The following is a 17,120-nucleotide window of genomic DNA, read 5'->3' as shown; positions in this document are numbered from 1 at the left end:
ATAAGCGAATGCTTCCGAGGCGAGTTTTCTGCTCGCATATTGCAGGGGGATCGCAGAAAACTTTGAAGGAGTGATACGGATGCAAGCAAGATTGTTATTGGAAGACGGAACATTGTTCACAGGTCTGGGATTCGGCGCTGAAGGCCAATCATCCGGCGAAGTTGTATTTAATACCGGAATTACAGGATATCAAGAGGTTATCTCCGATCCGTCCTACTGTGGACAAATCGTAACGATGACTTACCCGCTTGTCGGCAACTACGGCATTACGCGCGATGACTTCGAATGTGTCTCGCCGTTCATTCACGGCTTTGTTGTACGCCGCCATGAACCGGTGCCAAGCAACTGGCGCGCTGAATATACGCTGGATCGACTGCTCAAGGAATACGGCATCATCGGCATCAGCGATATTGATACGAGAATGCTCACTCGCATCCTTCGCCATCACGGCACAATGAAAGGCATTCTGACGACAGGCGCGGAGCGCGTCGAAGAGCTTCAGGAGCGTCTTGGCTCCACGCCGCTAATGACGGATCAAGTTGCGCGCACATCTACGAAGAGCATCTTCTCAAGCCCTGGCGACCGCGAGCGCATCGTGCTGGTAGACTTCGGCGCGAAGAGCGGCATTCTGCGCGAGCTGACCAAGCGCGGCTGCGATGTTGTTGTCGTGCCTCACGATACGACAGCGGATCAAATTCGCCGCCTGAATCCCGATGGCATCCAGCTCTCCAATGGCCCTGGGGATCCTAAGGATGTGCCTCAAGCGGTCAAGATGATCAATGAGCTGCTTGGCGAATACCCGATCTTCGGCATTTGCTTGGGTCATCAACTGTTCGCACTGGCCTGCGGAGCTGACACAGCGAAGCTGAAGTTCGGACATCGCGGCGGCAATCATCCGGTAAAAGAGCTGTCGACGAATCGCTGCTACATCACATCGCAGAATCATGGCTATACAGTTCTTGAGGATTCCGTTAAGAATACGAAGCTTGCCGTTACCCATATCAACAATAACGACCGCACCATCGAAGGCTTGAAGCATACCGAGTATCCGGCATTCACGGTTCAATATCACCCTGAAGCTGCCCCGGGTCCATACGATTCAAGCTACCTGTTTGATGAATTCCTGGAGATGATCCGCGAACATAAAAGAACTAACCCGAAGAAACCGCGCCAAGCCCAGCTTGCGGAATCATTGAGAGGAGAGCTGCAGTATGCCCAAAAATAATGAACTCAAAAAGATACTTGTCATCGGCTCCGGCCCAATCGTTATCGGTCAAGCGGCTGAATTCGATTATGCCGGAACTCAAGCTTGCCAGGCTTTGAAGGAAGAAGGCTACGAGGTTGTTCTCATAAACAGCAACCCTGCAACAATTATGACCGACACGAATATGGCGGACAAAGTTTACATCGAGCCGATAACGCTGGAATTCGTCACGCAAATTATCCGTCAAGAGCGTCCTGACGGCTTGCTGCCTACGCTTGGCGGCCAAACAGGCCTTAACATGGCGGTAGAGCTGGCACGCGCAGGCGTGCTGGAGCGAGAGAACGTGCAGCTGCTGGGAACGCAGCTGACAGCTATCGAGAAGGCGGAGGACCGCGACTTGTTCCGCGATCTGATGCGCGAGCTGGAGCAGCCGGTTCCGGAGAGCGTAATCGTTACGACGGTAGAGGAAGCAGTAGATTTTGCTAATGAGATCGGCTATCCTATCATCGTTCGCCCGGCTTACACGCTTGGCGGAACAGGCGGCGGAATTTGCTCCAGCGAAGAAGAGCTGCTGGAGATTGTGGCATCGGGTATTCGCTACAGCCCAATCAGCCAATGCTTGATCGAGAAATCGATCGCCGGCATGAAAGAAGTCGAATATGAGGTTATGCGTGACGCCAACGACAACTGTATCGTAGTGTGCAACATGGAGAACTTTGATCCCGTTGGCGTTCATACCGGAGACAGTATCGTCGTAGCGCCAAGCCAGACACTGTCCGACCGCGAGTACCAAATGCTTCGCTCGGCATCGCTCAAGATCATTCGTGCGCTGAACATTGAGGGCGGCTGTAACGTCCAGTTCGCGCTTGATCCTTTCAGCTATCAGTACTATGTTATCGAAGTAAATCCGCGTGTAAGCCGTTCCTCTGCGCTGGCATCCAAAGCAACGGGTTACCCGATCGCGAAGATGGCGGCCAAGATTGCAATCGGCTATACGCTTGACGAGATTGTCAACCCGGTAACGGGCCAAACCTATGCATGCTTCGAGCCAACGCTGGATTACATCGTTTCCAAAATTCCGCGCTGGCCGTTCGATAAATTCATCTCGGCGAACCGCAAGCTGGGTACGCAGATGAAAGCAACCGGCGAAGTAATGGCCATTGGCCGCACCTTCGAGGAATCGATTCATAAAGCGGTCCGGTCGCTAGAGATCGGCGTACACCGCATTCACCTGAAGGAAGCATCGGAGCTGAGCGATGAAACGCTTCGCCTCCGTCTGAACAAGCCGGACGATGAGCGGATGTTCCTTGTTGCCGAAGCTTTCCGCCGCGGCTATGAGCTGCAGGACGTTCAGAACATTACGAACATCGACTGGTGGTTCCTGGACAAGCTCGAAGGAATCGTTCGTTTCGAGAATGAGCTTCGCAGCGCGTCCCAGCTCACTTCCGAGCTGCTGTACACAGCGAAGCGCAAAGGCTTTACGGATCGTTCCATCGCAGAGATCCGCAGCGAGGGCGGCCACAAGTCGCTGACAACGGAGCAGGAAGTACGCGAGCTGCGCCTTAAAGAAGGCTTCAGACCGGTCTACAAAATGGTTGATACCTGTGCGGCCGAGTTCGAAGCGACAACACCATACTACTACTCAACCTATGAAACCGAGAATGAAGTGATCGAAACGAGCAAGGAGAAGGTGCTTGTTCTGGGCTCTGGCCCGATCCGCATCGGCCAAGGCATCGAGTTTGACTACTCAACCGTTCATGCGGTCTGGGCCATCCAGGATGCAGGCTATGAAGCGGTTATCATTAATAACAATCCGGAGACTGTATCTACAGACTTCAGCACATCTGACCGCCTGTACTTCGAGCCGCTTTTCTTCGAGGATGTTATGAACGTTATCGAGCAGGAGAAGCCGATTGGCGTTATCGTTCAGTTCGGCGGACAAACGGCAATCAATCTTGCTGCACCACTTACCAAAGCGGGCGTTCGTATTCTGGGCTCCAGCCTGGAGAGCATCGACAATGCGGAAGACCGCAAAAAATTCGAAGCCTTGCTTCGCAAGCTGGATATCGCTCAACCGGAAGGCAAGACAGTCGTATCGGTTGGCGAAGCGGTCGAAGCGGCGCAAGGACTCGGTTATCCGGTGCTTGTAAGACCTTCTTATGTCCTTGGCGGGCGCGCGATGGAAATCGTATACTCCGATCAAGAACTGCTTACTTACATGGAGCAAGCGGTTAAGATCAATCCGGAGCATCCTGTATTGATTGACCGTTATATGCTTGGCAAAGAAACAGAAGTAGACGCGATCTGCGACGGCGAGACAGTTCTGATCCCTGGTATTATGGAGCATGTTGAGCGTGCAGGCGTTCACTCCGGCGACTCCATCGCGGTCTACCCGCCGCAATCCTTGTCGGATGAGCTGAAGCAGCAAATGATCGATATTACGATCAAAATTGCCAAAGAGCTTAAAGTAATCGGACTTGTAAACATTCAGTTCGTTATTTTCCAGGATCAAGTGTATGTGATCGAGGTTAACCCGCGCTCCTCGCGTACGGTGCCGTTCCTGAGCAAAGTGACGAATGTGCCGATGGCGAATCTGGCGACCAAAGCGATTCTCGGCACGAAGCTTGCCAGCCTGGGCTATTCCGAAGGCTTGTGGCCTGAGGATGACTATGTATCGGTTAAAGTTCCAGTATTCTCCTTCGCGAAGCTTCGCCGGGTAGATCCGACACTGACGCCGGAGATGAAGTCAACGGGTGAAGTAATGGGACGCGACCAGCAGTATGCCAAAGCCTTGTACAAGGGTCTGATCGGCGCTGGAATGCGCATTCCGCCTACAGGCGCGATTATTGCGACAGTTGCTGACAAGGACAAGCCGGAAGCGATTGAGATTCTGCGCGGCTTCTACGAGCTGGGCTACAACATCATCGCAACAGGCGGAACAGCGACAGCTCTGGAAGAGGCAGGGCTGCGTGTCAGACATGTGAACAAGCTGAGCGAAGGCTCGCCTAACATTCTTGATCTGATCCGTGATGGACAAGCGCACTTTGTTGTGAACACATTAACGAAGGGCAAAACTCCTGAGCGTGACGGATTCCGTATCCGCCGTGAAGCGGTTGAGAACGGCGTCGTCTGCATGACCTCGCTGGATACGGTACAAGCGCTGCTTACGATGCTCGAAACGATTAACTTCTCCTCGCGCCCAATGCCGGTGCTGCAGAAGAAATAAGGTTACAGATAAGAAGCGGCCAACATCGGCCGTGATGAAGCTGTCATGGCGGCCTCATCACGGTGCGGATGGAAGGCCGTCTTGTCTGTCCATAATAGACAGCGTGAGAGGAAGGGATTACGATGGCAGGTTTGACGCGTGAAGAAGCAGCCGGACGCATTATGGTGGCGCTTGATTATCCGGAAGCGGGAGCTGCGGAGACGCTGTTGCGGAACCTGGAAGGGATTCCATGCTATATCAAGGTTGGCATGCAGCTGTTCTATTCCGCAGGGCCGGGATTCATCTCGGGGTTGAAGGATAGAGGCTACCGTGTATTCCTCGATCTCAAGATGCACGATATTCCCAACACCGTTAAGGGCGGCGCCAGCAGTATTACGAGGCTTGGCGTTGATATGTTCAACGTGCATGGCGCGGGCGGCCAAGGGATGATGGAGGCGGCTATGGAAGGCGTGGAGGCAGCAACGTCAGGAGGCTCCGGCCTGCAACGCCCCATTGTCATTGCGGTCACTCAGCTGACAAGCACAAGCCAAGCGGTGCTGAATGATGAGATTGGTATAGCGGGCTCCGTTGAGGATGCCGTTATTCGCTACGCCAAGCTTGCCCAGGCGGCGGGCTTGAACGGCGTCGTTGCTTCACCGCAGGAAGTGAAGACGATCAAAGCTGAATGCGGCGCGGAATTCAAGACTGTAACGCCGGGCATTCGTCCGGCAGGAGCTGCGCTGAATGATCAAACCCGCATTATGACTCCTGGCGAAGCGCTGGCGCAAGGAACGGACTTTATGGTAATCGGAAGGCCGATTACAGGAGCTGCTGATCCCCGTGCAGCCATTGAATCTATTATTGAGGAGCTGGTTTGAGATGAGTAAACAATTGCTGGAACAACTGCCCTATGAGATTGCCAAAGGACTGCTGGAAATTAATGCGGTTGCCCTTCGTCCGAATGATCCTTTCACCTGGACCTCTGGCATGAAATCGCCGATCTATTGCGATAATCGGCTGACCATGTCCTATCCGGCGATTCGTGATTCCATTGCGGAAGGCTTCGCCGCGATTATTAGCGACCGTTACCCGGATTGCGAGGCGGTTGCAGGCATAGCGACAGGCGGTATTCCGCATGCGGCATGGGTAGCCCAGAAGCTGAACCTGCCGATGCTGTACGTCCGTGATAAAGCGAAGGGACATGGCAAGACGAATCAGATCGAAGGCCATTTTAAGGCGGGGCAAAAGGTCGTTCTCATTGAAGACCTGATTTCCACAGGCGGAAGCTCTCTCAAAGCAGCAGTAGCTGTTCGTGAAGCCGGCTGCGAGGTACAGGGTGTTGTTGCGATCTTCACCTATCAGTTCGCGCATGCAATAGAAGCTTTTGCCGCTGAGAATATTCCGCTTCATACACTATCGAATTACTCAGCATTAATTGAAGTAGCCGTCGAGAAGGGCTCCGTGCAAAGCAGCGACATAGCTGTGCTGCAAGCATGGCGCGACAACCCGCAATCGTTCGGAGTGTAGCAGCATATATAGCAATATAAATAGAGCAGAGCAGGGGCAGCCAGCCCGATGCCCTGCTCTTTTTTTTTGTCCAGACAGGATGTTCACTTCAGGATTGTTGCTGCTGCAAGAATCGGAGCGCATTATGTATGAGATGATGGTTCATCCTCGCGATCGTGTTATCCGCATAATAAGCATGATGCGGCGTGCAAATGACATTGGACAGCGTTAAGTAAGAGGGAAGAGGCTCCCTGACAGGCTCATCGGGGTATACATCAAGGCCAAGCCCCCCTAATTGGCCGGATGCCAGCGCTTCTTCAAGGATACTGTAATCCAGAATTGACCCCCGGGAAGTATTGATTAAGAGAGCGCCTCTCTTCATCGCATAGATGCGTTCCCGATTAAAGAAGGCCGTATTGTCAGGTGTTGCCGGGAGATGCAGTGTAACGATGTCGGATTGATTCAGAACCTCTTCAATCGGAAAGCCGGTATCCGTTTGAACTCCCTGCTTGTCACTTATAAGAATATTCATCCCGAGCGCTCGCCCAAGTGCTGCGACAGACTGGCCGATCTCACCGTTGCCGACAATTCCGAGATTTTTTCCGTAAAGCTCTATATTTGGTCCCAGCTTGTCCCTCCAGATGCCCTCCAGCATGCTGCTCCGTGCTCGCCCCAGTTGCTTCGTCAAGTAGAATATCATGGCCAGCACATGCTCAGCCACAGCTTGTCCCGCAAGGGCCGGTATTCCCTCGATTAATGGCGTGCCGGGCAATGCTTGGCGGTCTATATAGTCCAGATTATGGGCGCGAATTCCGATATATTGACAGTGTATGAGAGCGGACAGGATATGGACTGGAATACGGCTGTGCGCTAATAATACCCGGCATTGGCTCAGTAAGGATTCATTAATATTGTCAGTTGGGGTGATGAATTTCACCTTACAATGCGGCTCCAACAGGAGCAGCTCAGCAGAGGGTAGTGATATCGTTGCATCAATGAGACAGAGTGGTTTGTCTTGCAGCATAGGTATGTAATTCCTTTCTTATGGAGGTTAGGATACTTCTTATTTTACCAGAATCATCTATGAATACCGTTCATATCCGGCTATCGCTCGGTCTTTATCCCCCTATTTGGTTTCAAGACCAGCATATTGGGTAATGAAAAACAATCTAATTGCATATTCTACTATAACTAAATAAGTGGAATGAGAGAAAGAACAACAGCGATCGTAAGAACATTCCACTGCCCGGCGGTCCCTTTGTTCGTTTCATTTGTTCAACTTAGACAGCTTAACAAAAAGAATAATAGATTGAGAGGGAGATTCAGATGAACCAGCATTTCAACCAACTATTGCACACGACAGGCGATTTGATCCGGCGTATCCGCCGTTATGACCGTGAATCCATCAACCGTGAGGAAATTGCGCTTATGGATGACACCTATCGTTTAATCGCCCGGACTGCTTGGGTAAAAGACAGCGACCTGCTCAGGGAACGCGCCATTATGAAGCTCCAGCAGATGAAGACGCGGCTTATTACGATGATGGAGGATCTGCTCTACACGGCATGATTTATTCTCATCCCAAAGATGTAGATCATAAACCTCCTCCAGCCTGTTATCATCCTTTTCCTCATTCGTTATAGTCATAATAGCAGCAGAATGGCTGGTTAGATGACTTTAAGAATGGAGGAAATGCGATGACGGTTGTACGGGAGAGCGTGCTTGCTGTACAAGGGCTGCGCAAGACTTTCGGTGCTGTAACGGCGGTTGACGGGATCAGCTTCGAGGTGCGGGGCGGAGAAATTTTCACCATTATCGGGCCTAACGGCGCCGGGAAAACAACGACGCTGGAGATGATTGAAGGTCTGCAGCAGCCTGACGCGGGCGAGATTACGATTCTGGGGATGAAATGGGACAGAAGCCGAAACGCGATCAAAATGCGCATCGGTGTCCAGCCCCAAACAAGCGCATTGTTTGATTTGTTGACGGTGGAGGAGAACCTGGAAACGTTCGCCTCATTCTATGACCGCAAGCGCCAGGTTGAAGAAATTCTGGATTACATCAATCTGGCCGATCACCGGGGCAAAAGAGTAAAGGTATTATCCGGCGGACAGAAGCAGCGGCTGGCCATCGGCCTGGCCATGATTAATGATCCTGATTTGATTTTCCTTGACGAGCCTACGACCGGACTTGATCCGCAAGCCCGCCGCAACATTTGGGATATCGTGCTCAAGCTGAGATCACTCGGCAAGACGACGATACTAACCACGCATTACATGGAAGAGGCGGATAAGCTTAGCGATCGGGTCTGTATTGTCGATCAGGGGCGGATTGTCGCTTTGGATACGCCCAAGGCGCTGATCGGCCAATTGACGCGTGAACGCGAGATTCATTTGACGTTCACAGAAGGCGACATCCCTGCTGCCGAGGCGGAGTCTATCGCCCTTGGCAATCCCGCTGTAACCCGGGTGAAGCGGGAGGGTGACCATCTCATTGTCTGGTCCATTAAGCCGGAAGAGACCTTGTACGGTCTGTTTGGCTTCACTACTGAACGCAGCATCCAAGTGGAACAAGTCTCCATTCGTGAAATGAGCCTGGAAGACGTATTTATTGCGTATACCGGGAAAGAGTGGAGGGACTGATGATGCGAGTGAACCAATGGAATCAGTTCAAGAAGCTCTTCGGCGCTCATCTCAAAATGATGTTTCGGGATAAATCAGTATGGTTCTGGTCTATTTTCTACCCCGTGCTGCTGCTTTCTGTCTTTATTATGATTTTTGGCAGCTCTTCAGACAGCTTCTCAGCGAAGCTCGCGCTCGTGGAACCGGACAAAAATGCGGTGTCCCAGCAGCTTCTTCATAGCTTGCAGGAAATTGATGTGTTTGAATTTCAATCAGAGAACCCGGTGAAGCGCGAGGATGCAGAGCAATCGCTGAAGGATCTCGAGGTGGATGCGATTGTCATCCTTCCGGAGTCGGAGGGGGACGGTTACATAAAGCTGCTGCTGAATAAGGAGAAGCAGAACTCCTCTACCTCTCAGGCGATCGCAAGTATTCTCAATAATCTCGTGCTGCAGGGCAATATGGCGGGCGTGAAGGCAGAACCTGGCCTCTCGCTGCAAACGGACTATATTTCGGCTGGCAGCGAGAAGCTGGAATATACGGATTTTCTGCTGACGGGCCTTATTGCCCTGTCCATTGCGCAGGCGGGCATGTTCGGCATGATTGATCTGGTGGAGATGCGGCGCAACGGGCTGCTGAAACGGCTCATTATGACCCCGGCGAGCATGGGATTGTTCGGTCTGGGCGGTATTGTCGTTCGGTTTATTCTTAGCGGCATTCAGATTGTGCTCCTGTCGCTGATCGGTGTGTTGGCCTTTGGCGCGCATCTGAATATTAATATCGGCGCATTTCTGATTATTTTCCTTGTAGGAACCTTATCCTTCGCTGGAATCGGCTTTATGATAGCGGCATTCAGCAAGTCGATGGAAAGCTATTTTGGCATGGCGAACTTGTTCAGCTTCATTATGATGTTCATAAGCGGAATCTTCTTCGATGTGAATGCATTGCCTGAATACATCAAACCGCTTGCTCATTTTCTCCCGCTTACTTATTTTGCCGACGGCATCCGGGACGGAATGGTCTATGGGCTCGGCATCATGAATGATGCATTCTGGCTCAATGTCGGCATGCTGCTCCTGTGGGGAGTCACTACGGTGCTCATTGGCGCCAAATTCTACAAGTGGAAAGAAGCTAGATAGTGCAGGATTGAAAAGACCTTTTCGAAGAAGCCTTCAAAACCACGAGCAAAGTGGTGTGAAGTGCCACCCAATTGTTGGTAAAAGTCCGACAATTGGAGGCGCACTTCAGAGCTGGAGGCTTCTTTTCTGTGGGCGCAATTCTATAGACAGCGAACATGCCTGCGCAAACGCAGGCTTTCTCACATTTCCGCCTGCTTATGATGATATGCCTGCCAGCGCGTATGAAATCTCCGTAGTTTGCCTCCAGTCGGACTATTCTGCCTCCTATTGCTGCACTAACGCAGGCATTTCACCTCTCAGGGGTACTTCTAAACGAAATTCCTGCATTTACCCAGGCTGTTAAGAAAGTTTGTTGGAGCGCTTCCGTTTGCTAAGCTTCTAAGCGTATGAGAGTGAGTGACTGCAACACATTCGGTTGGTGATGAGAGGGAAGCCTGCCAAAGTGCAGGAATTTCATCTAAAAGTAGCCATAATAGGCAGAATGCCTGCGATTGCGCAGGGATATATGGCCGATCGGGGTACCAGAGGGCAAACATGGCGAAAAGCCTGCGCTTTGGCAGGTATTCGGTCTTTATCAAACAGAAAGGATAAAAAGCCAGCCTATTCGCAGGCTTTCTGCGCAGCTGGAACCGACCAGACGGAGCGTCCACAATACCATCCCAACGCCCTTTTGTTAAGGGATTTAACAGGTTGCGGCATTGATTTGTTTAATAAAATACATAGTTAAATCTTTTCTTATATCCGCTAAACAAAATGTCGATATAGTGCAATATATATAATTTTATAATTCGAGCTTATACATCAAAGGGGATGAATAATTGAATGAAACAAGGCCGATTTTCCTTGTCTTTGCGAGTGAAACTTGTATTACTGGCTGCTTTTCCAATTGTGCTCTATATTGTGAGTACCGTTTATTGGATGGAGCGTTATGAGACGGATATGAATGATCTGACGCAATCTCTTTTTGAGACTACGAATAAGGTAAATACGCTGGTGCTGAATGCAGACCGTGACTTTTATCAATCTCTTGCGGCGCTTCAAGTGTTAGAGTCCAATCTGTCCGATCCGACGAAAGCCAAGCAAATGCAGGAGGATTTCGTTGCCAATGCGGAGCAGGCGCAAGAGAGAATAGATGAGGCATTCGGCATTCTTGAATCGAATGGAATGCTTGATTTGAAGAAACAGGATGGCGATTTATCGATTCGGATGATAGCGGACGCTTTCCATGCCAATTATCCAAAATGGTACAAGGATGCCGAGAACGCAGCAATGGATGGACGAAGCAAGGTATTCAATCCGGAGCTGATGGTCATATTCGATGAGACAAGGGAAGGCATCAATATCATCGGTGAAATTTTGGACGAAAATGCAACAAATCAAATAAAGAAGATAAACGAAGAGACTGCGCAAATGAAGAATGTGAGCGGGATCAGTCTTGTCATCTGTCTGCTCCTCATTTTCGCAGTGGGATTTGCTATAATCCGCAATATTGCAAGAATGATCAGATATGTTAATAAATTGACCAGTGCGGTATCAGAAGGAGATCTGAGAGATCAACCCTCCATCAAGCATAGCGGAGATGAGATTGGCGCTATCGCTTATGCGCTTGAAGGCATGATCAGCAAAGTGCGAGGCCTCGTTGTAACGATATCTGACAATGCGATGCAAGTAAGCTCCGCCTCTGAGCAAATGAATGCTTCTGCCAAACAGTCGGCGACTGCAGCCGCACATGTTGCGGAGGAGATTCAAGAAGTGAACGAAGGGATGGAGGTTCAAGCAAGGGGAGCGGAGGAGACTTCACGCGCGATTGATGAAATGGCTGTCGGGATCGGCAAGATCGCTGAGAATACATCCCTTATATCCGAAGCTTCCTTGAAAACTTCTGATGATGCAGAGCGCGGCCAAACGCAGCTTGAGCAGCTCGATAATCAGATGAAGGGTATCAAAACCGTCATTGAGCAGCTATCCGGCATCATTGCCAAGCTGAATGAACGATCCAATGAAATCGGCCTTATTGCAGAGAATATTACGACATTCTCCAACCAGACGAATATTTTGTCGCTTAACGCATCTATTGAAGCCGCACGGGCTGGCGAGCATGGCCGGGGCTTCTCCGTCGTAGCTGGTGAGATCCGCAAGCTGGCGGCACAATCCCTTCATTCCGCAGATGTTATTAATCAGCTCGTAACGGCAACCCAGGGAGAGATGGCGAACGCTTCGAATGTAATGTCCTCGACGCTGAGCGAGGTTGCCGTCGGCAGCCAATTAATGATGCAGGTGAACGACAGCTTTACGCATATTCGTGAGGAAATACAGAGCATTGCCTCACAGATTCACGATAACTCAGCGATTACGGAACAGATGTCTGCCAGCTCGCAGCAGGTTAGCGCAACGATGGAGCAATCTGCCAGCGCTGCCCGGACGAATATGAGCAATACGCAGAATGTTGCTTCGGCAACGCAGGAGCAGTTGGCGGTTATGGAAGAAATTGCTCATTCCTCCGACCACTTGAGAGGCATTGTGGACGAGCTTGAGCGTTCGGTTGCAACCTTTAAAATTCGATAATTCATTTGGAAGCTCTTGGATGCGCTGTGGGAAATATCACAAAAGCGCAGGCAAGAGCTTTTTTAACAAATATTTAAGTTTTCTATCCATAAAATTCGTAACTTTTTGTCCCTCTGTGCCGTCTATACGGTATACTGAGATAATTGATTTACGTAGGGATGGGGGGTATGGTCTACTATCTATGGCACTGTGGAGACGAAAACAAGGAGAAACGCAGGCGGTTCAGGTCGAATCAGTGGAGGAAGCCGGGAATGCAACCGCTCTTAAGACTGTGCAGAGAGAGGCGCCTTCAGATATCGGGAAGACGCTTCTGACTGTGGAATCGGTCGAACGGACTTTTCAGGTTGGCGGCCAGCCACTGCATGTTCTCAAGAGTATTAATATGGAGCTGAGGACCGGCCAGCTTGTTATGCTGCGCGGACGCTCAGGATCCGGCAAGACAACGCTGCTTAACCTGATTGGAGGGCTGGATCAGCCATCCAAAGGCCAGATTTTTTTTCAGGATATGCCTTTCCACAAGATGAGCGATGATCAACGGACGATGGTCCGCCGCAAGCAGATGGGGTTTATTTTTCAGGCGTTTGCACTTATGCCATTGCTGTCTGCCTATGAGAATGTTGAGCTGTCGCTTCGTATGGCCGGAATTCCGGGGGGCGAGTGGAAGGAGCGCATCATTCATTGCATGGATTTGGTAGGACTGGGCAAGCGTATGCATCACCGCCCGTTCGAGCTGTCAGGCGGAGAGCAGCAGCGGGTTGCAATCGCCAAGGCGATTGCCCACAGGCCGCGTCTGCTGCTGGCGGATGAACCGACTGCAGAGCTGGATTCGCAGATGTCGGCGCAAATTATGTCGGTCTTTCAAAATATTATTAGCACTGAACACGTTACGATTTGTATGACAACGCACGATCCTACGATTTTGGAGGTTGCCGATCATGTTTACGAAATGGTTGACGGGAAATTCATTTAAACGGACAGCGGCTGCAGTTCTGGGCGCTTCGTTAATTTTTACTAGCGGCTGCTCCCTGCTGCCGGATGAAGAGAATGAGGAGGTGCTGCCGAGCATCGCACCTCCTCAAATATCGCAAAAGCCGGAGTATGAGGTAACAACGACGACGCTGGAAACGAAAAAAACGGCTATTGGCAAGACGATATCGCTTGAGGAAGAGACGCTTTTCTTCACACTGGCGGGCAAACGATTGAAGGAACTGGACGTGAAGGTAGGCCAGAAGGTGACGGCCGGCCAGGTATTGGCTGTTCTGGATATGGATAAGGAGATTAAGGATTTGCGTTCTGCGCGAATTTCCTTCAAGCGCAAGGAAGCGGAGATGAAGGAAACGCTCCGCAAGCGCGATGAAATGACGCCTCTTGATTTTGAAGAAGCGATGATTACATTCGAAGAAGGACGGCAAGCGCTGGTTGACCAGCAGGAGGAGATTGATAAAGCGACAATCAAAGCGCCTTTCTCTGGAACGATTGTGTCCGTCAGCGTGGTGAAGGGCGATCAGATCAATGCCTATGATCCGATCTGCATCATTGCGGATACGAGCAGGCTGACACCTGCTGCCAAGATGACGAAGGACGAACTGAAAGGGATATCGGTCGGTATGCCTGTAGTCGTCGATATTAACAATATTGGCAAAGTTAACGGCACTATAAAGCAGCTCCCTATTCCGCAAGAGGATGAAGGAAATAACGGCGGCAATCCCGGCGGCGGCAATCAGCGTCCGGAACGACCGGAAGATTTTCTGATTGTGGAGCTGGAGAAGATGCCTAAAGGCATTACTAGAGGAACGCCGCTATCCATTAATATCATTCTGAAGCGCAAAGAAAATGCGATCGTAATCCCGCCATCTGCGCTGCGCACAATCGGATCACGTACTTATGTGCAGGTTACCGATAAGGATGGCAAACGCGAGGTTGACGTAGAGGTAGGAGAGCAGACGTCCACTGAAATTGAAATCCTCAAAGGATTGACGCCAGGACAGAAAGTTGTAGGTCGATAATCGATGGGGATGCCGCTATTTCGCTTTCTGTTCCGCAAAATGTGGAACACGCGATGGATGACGCTCAGTTCGCTTGCAGGCTTGATCATTGCCGTAGCGTTCGCGACAAGCATCCCGATGTATGCGGACGGCGCGCTCAAACGGGTCGTTGCAGAGACGCTCAAGGATGAGAGCAGCGGATTGCCGGCCGGATCACTGCTTATGCGTTACCAATCGACGAGCAACAAGACGGACTTTGCGGCTTTGGCAGAGGTTTCCCGCTATATCAAGGAAGATGTGCCTCAAGATATCGGGTTTCCCTTCAGTACGTTTGTGCGGAATATGGGAATTCGCAGTACCGAGATCACTCCTGAGGATCCCACCAAGGTAGATGCCAGCCGCGTTCGTCAGATGTCGATCAACACGCTGTCAGGACTTGATAAGAAGGTCGAGCTGACACAGGGCCGCTGGTTCAGTGATGAGGTTGGCGCCGATGGTCTCGTCGAGGTTGTATTGATGGAAGAGGCGATGTACCGCAGTGATGTTCACATCGGCGATGTGTTCGAATATCCGATCTATGGAGGCTTGGACATAACGCTGCGAGTCAAGATCGTGGGGGCATACAAGCCGCTCAGCGAGAGTGATCCCTACTGGTACCAAGGCCTGGAAGGTCTTATGAACACTTTTCAGGTTAGCGGTACAGCATTCGAGAAGGGACTTCTTGAAGCCAACAAAATTCCCGTTCATACTGTGAACTGGTACTATGCTTTCGATCTCAAGGAGATCAAGACGAGCCAGCTGTCTCCTCTCAGTCAGACGCTTAGCCGGCTGGATGTGGAGCTGTACCAGAAGCTGAAGGATACGAAGGTTGAGCTCTCCTTCGATAAGCTGCTGGATAAGTTCCGCACGCAAAGTCTGCAATTGCAAATGCTGCTGTTTACGCTGGCAGCGCCAATGATTGCCATGGTATTCTATTTTATTGCGATGAATGCGAGACAATCGCTCGACAAACAGCGCAGCGATATCGCGGTGCTGCGGAGCCGTGGCGCCGGCACAAGACAAATCATATGGATGTACCTGCTTGAAGGGTTCATGCTGGGCGCAGCCGCTCTGGTCATCGGTCCGCTAATCGGCTGGTATATGGCGAAGAGTATTGGCTCTGCCAACGGATTCCTGGAATTCGTCAACCGCAAGTCTATACCGGTCGGGTTCTCCACGGAAGCTATAATCGCGGGTTTGGCGGCAGTATTGCTTGCCGTCCTGGCAACGGTTATTCCGGCGGTCATGTATGCCCGTGCTTCCATCGTTAACTACAAGCAGCAGCTTGCGCGTTCTGACAGCAAGCCGTTCTGGCAGCGCTGGTATATCGACGTTGTGCTGCTTGGAGCAGCCGCTTACGGCTGGTATCTCTTCAATGAGCGTCAAATGATCTCGTTCAAGAGCGGAATGACGACAGATCAGCTGAATGTGCAGCCGTTCCTGTTCTTTGTTCCGGCATTATCGATCTTTGCGATGGGATTATTCTTCTTGCGTATATTCCCATGGCTGCTTAAATTGTTTAGCTGGATGGGCCGCAGACTGCTTCCGGTTCCAGTGTTCCTGACACTGACACAGCTGTCGCGTTCATCCAAAGGGTATTACCCACTGATGATCTTACTTATACTTACGTTGGGACTTGGTGTCTATAATGCCTCCGCGGCCCGCACGATTGATTTGAACTCCACAGAACGCACGCTTTACAAATACGGCACGGACGTTATTATGCAAACCGTATGGGAAGGCGAGACTGAACTGATCGATAAGGAAAATCAAGGCGGTCAGAACGGCGGCAATCAGGGTGGAGGCCAAGGCGGGGGGCAGGGTGGAGGAGCGCCGCAAGGACCAACCCGTACCAATTACACAGAGCCTCCGTTCGAGATTTTCCGCAAGCTGGACGGCGTTGAGGCCGCTGCTCGGGTCATGCAGACGAAGGGCAATGTTATCGTCTCCGGACGCTCGGTAGGCCAGGGCACATTGATGGGGATTGATAACGTAGACTTTGCCAAGGTAGGATGGTTCCGCAGTGATTTGTTCCCGGCGCATCCATTCCATTATCTGAACTATCTTGGCATGTATGAGCAAGCGGCAATTGTACCTTCGAAGATTGCTGAGAAATATCAGCTGAAGCTCGGAGATATCGTATCTGTTGGGCTTCAGGACGGAATGATTGACTTTGTCATTGTTGGAATCGTGCCATTCTGGCCGAGTCAATATCCGGATCAATCGCCGTTCGTAATTGCGAATCTGGATTATATTTATGATCAAGTGCCAATTATCCGTTATGATGTATGGCTGAAGATGAAGCCGGACGCCTTGACGGGTCCAATCATGAAGCAATTGCAAGAGAAAGGGATTGAGCTTGCAGATGTGAAGGATGTCCGCATCGAGCTTGCGACACAAGCGAAGCATCCTACCAGAGGCGGTGTATTCGGTATTTTGAGCCTTGGATTCCTTGTCTCGATTATCGTATCGCTGACCGGTTACGTGCTTTTCTGGTTCTTTAACCTGTCAGGGCGTGTGGTGCAGTTCGGCGTACTGAGAGCGATGGGATTGTCACGCAAGCAGCTCACGGGCATGCTTCTGCTGGAACAATTGTTTACAGCGGGCCTATCGATCGGCCTTGGTATTGCGATCGGCAAAATTGCCAGCTTGCTGTTTCTGCCGTTTCTGCAAACAACCGATAATGTCGCCAATTCGGTGCCGCCGTTCCGTGTCGTGTTCGACTCGAAGGATACGATGCAGCTGTACGTTGTTGTTGGCTGCATGATGCTGATGGGAGCCGCGTTGCTGCTCATTCATATCCGGAGACTGCGGGTGCATCAGGCGGTCAAGATGGGAGAGGAGCGTTAGACGACC

Annotated in this window: 12 protein-coding genes; 11 read left to right on the top strand and 1 reads right to left on the bottom strand. The window is 51.0% G+C overall.

Going from position 1 to position 17,120, the window contains the following annotated elements:
- Positions 1-79 precede the first annotated feature (79 nt).
- The 4 genes from K0T92_RS02560 (at position 80) to pyrE (ending at position 5,936) form a co-directional block, all read left to right on the top strand.
- The gene (locus tag K0T92_RS02560) at positions 80-1,225 is read left to right on the top strand and encodes a carbamoyl phosphate synthase small subunit (RefSeq protein WP_219870837.1); all 1,146 of its coding nucleotides are present in this window, start codon (positions 80-82) and stop codon (positions 1,223-1,225) included.
- On the top strand, positions 1,212-4,430 hold the full coding sequence (gene carB / locus K0T92_RS02555; protein WP_219870836.1) for a carbamoyl-phosphate synthase large subunit: 3,219 nt from the start codon (positions 1,212-1,214) through the stop codon (positions 4,428-4,430). Before K0T92_RS02560 ends, carB begins: the two co-directional genes overlap by 14 nt.
- A 122-nt stretch (positions 4,431-4,552) precedes the next feature.
- The gene (gene pyrF / locus K0T92_RS02550; RefSeq protein ID WP_219870835.1) at positions 4,553-5,287 is read left to right on the top strand and encodes an orotidine-5'-phosphate decarboxylase; all 735 of its coding nucleotides are present in this window, start codon (positions 4,553-4,555) and stop codon (positions 5,285-5,287) included.
- Position 5,288: 1 nt separating this feature from the next.
- Positions 5,289-5,936 (top strand): orotate phosphoribosyltransferase, encoded by a 648-nt coding sequence (pyrE, locus tag K0T92_RS02545; protein ID WP_281423090.1) that lies wholly within the window; start codon positions 5,289-5,291, stop codon positions 5,934-5,936.
- An 88-nt stretch (positions 5,937-6,024) separates the two neighbouring features.
- On the opposite strand, the gene K0T92_RS02540 is transcribed toward pyrE, so the two are convergent.
- On the bottom strand, positions 6,025-6,852 hold the full coding sequence (locus K0T92_RS02540; protein WP_219870834.1) for an NAD(P)-dependent oxidoreductase: 828 nt from the start codon (positions 6,850-6,852) through the stop codon (positions 6,025-6,027).
- Between the two features lie 389 nt (positions 6,853-7,241).
- On the opposite strand from K0T92_RS02540, the gene K0T92_RS02535 reads away from it, so the two are divergent.
- The 7 genes from K0T92_RS02535 (at position 7,242) to K0T92_RS02505 (ending at position 17,114) form a co-directional block, all read left to right on the top strand.
- Entirely contained in the window at positions 7,242-7,484 is a 243-nt protein-coding gene (locus K0T92_RS02535) for a hypothetical protein (RefSeq protein ID WP_219870833.1), read from the top strand.
- 128 nt (positions 7,485-7,612) lie between these two features.
- Positions 7,613-8,557, top strand: coding sequence for an ABC transporter ATP-binding protein (locus tag K0T92_RS02530; protein WP_219870832.1), 945 nt, complete (start codon positions 7,613-7,615; stop codon positions 8,555-8,557).
- On the top strand, positions 8,557-9,675 hold the full coding sequence (locus tag K0T92_RS02525) for an ABC transporter permease (RefSeq protein WP_219870831.1): 1,119 nt from the start codon (positions 8,557-8,559) through the stop codon (positions 9,673-9,675). The genes K0T92_RS02530 and K0T92_RS02525 overlap by 1 nt, the downstream gene beginning before the upstream one ends.
- A gap of 822 nt (positions 9,676-10,497) precedes the next feature.
- Positions 10,498-12,240: a methyl-accepting chemotaxis protein gene (locus tag K0T92_RS02520; protein WP_219870830.1), complete on the top strand. Its 1,743-nt coding sequence runs from the start codon at positions 10,498-10,500 to the stop codon at positions 12,238-12,240.
- Between the two features lie 181 nt (positions 12,241-12,421).
- Positions 12,422-13,210 (top strand): ABC transporter ATP-binding protein, encoded by a 789-nt coding sequence (locus K0T92_RS02515; RefSeq protein ID WP_219870829.1) that lies wholly within the window; start codon positions 12,422-12,424, stop codon positions 13,208-13,210.
- Positions 13,176-14,246, top strand: coding sequence for an efflux RND transporter periplasmic adaptor subunit (locus tag K0T92_RS02510; RefSeq protein ID WP_219870828.1), 1,071 nt, complete (start codon positions 13,176-13,178; stop codon positions 14,244-14,246). Before K0T92_RS02515 ends, K0T92_RS02510 begins: the two co-directional genes overlap by 35 nt.
- 3 nt (positions 14,247-14,249) lie before the next feature.
- A complete protein-coding gene (locus K0T92_RS02505) occupies positions 14,250-17,114 on the top strand; it encodes an ABC transporter permease (protein WP_219870827.1) in 2,865 nt (954 codons plus the stop codon).
- The last annotated feature ends 6 nt before the right edge of the window (positions 17,115-17,120 follow it).

The sequence above is a fragment of the Paenibacillus oenotherae genome, assembly GCF_019443105.1.
GTDB classification, from domain to species: domain Bacteria; phylum Bacillota; class Bacilli; order Paenibacillales; family Paenibacillaceae; genus Paenibacillus_Z; species Paenibacillus_Z oenotherae.
Note: the sequence above shows the minus strand (reverse complement) of the source record. Positions and strands in the feature narration are given on the sequence as shown.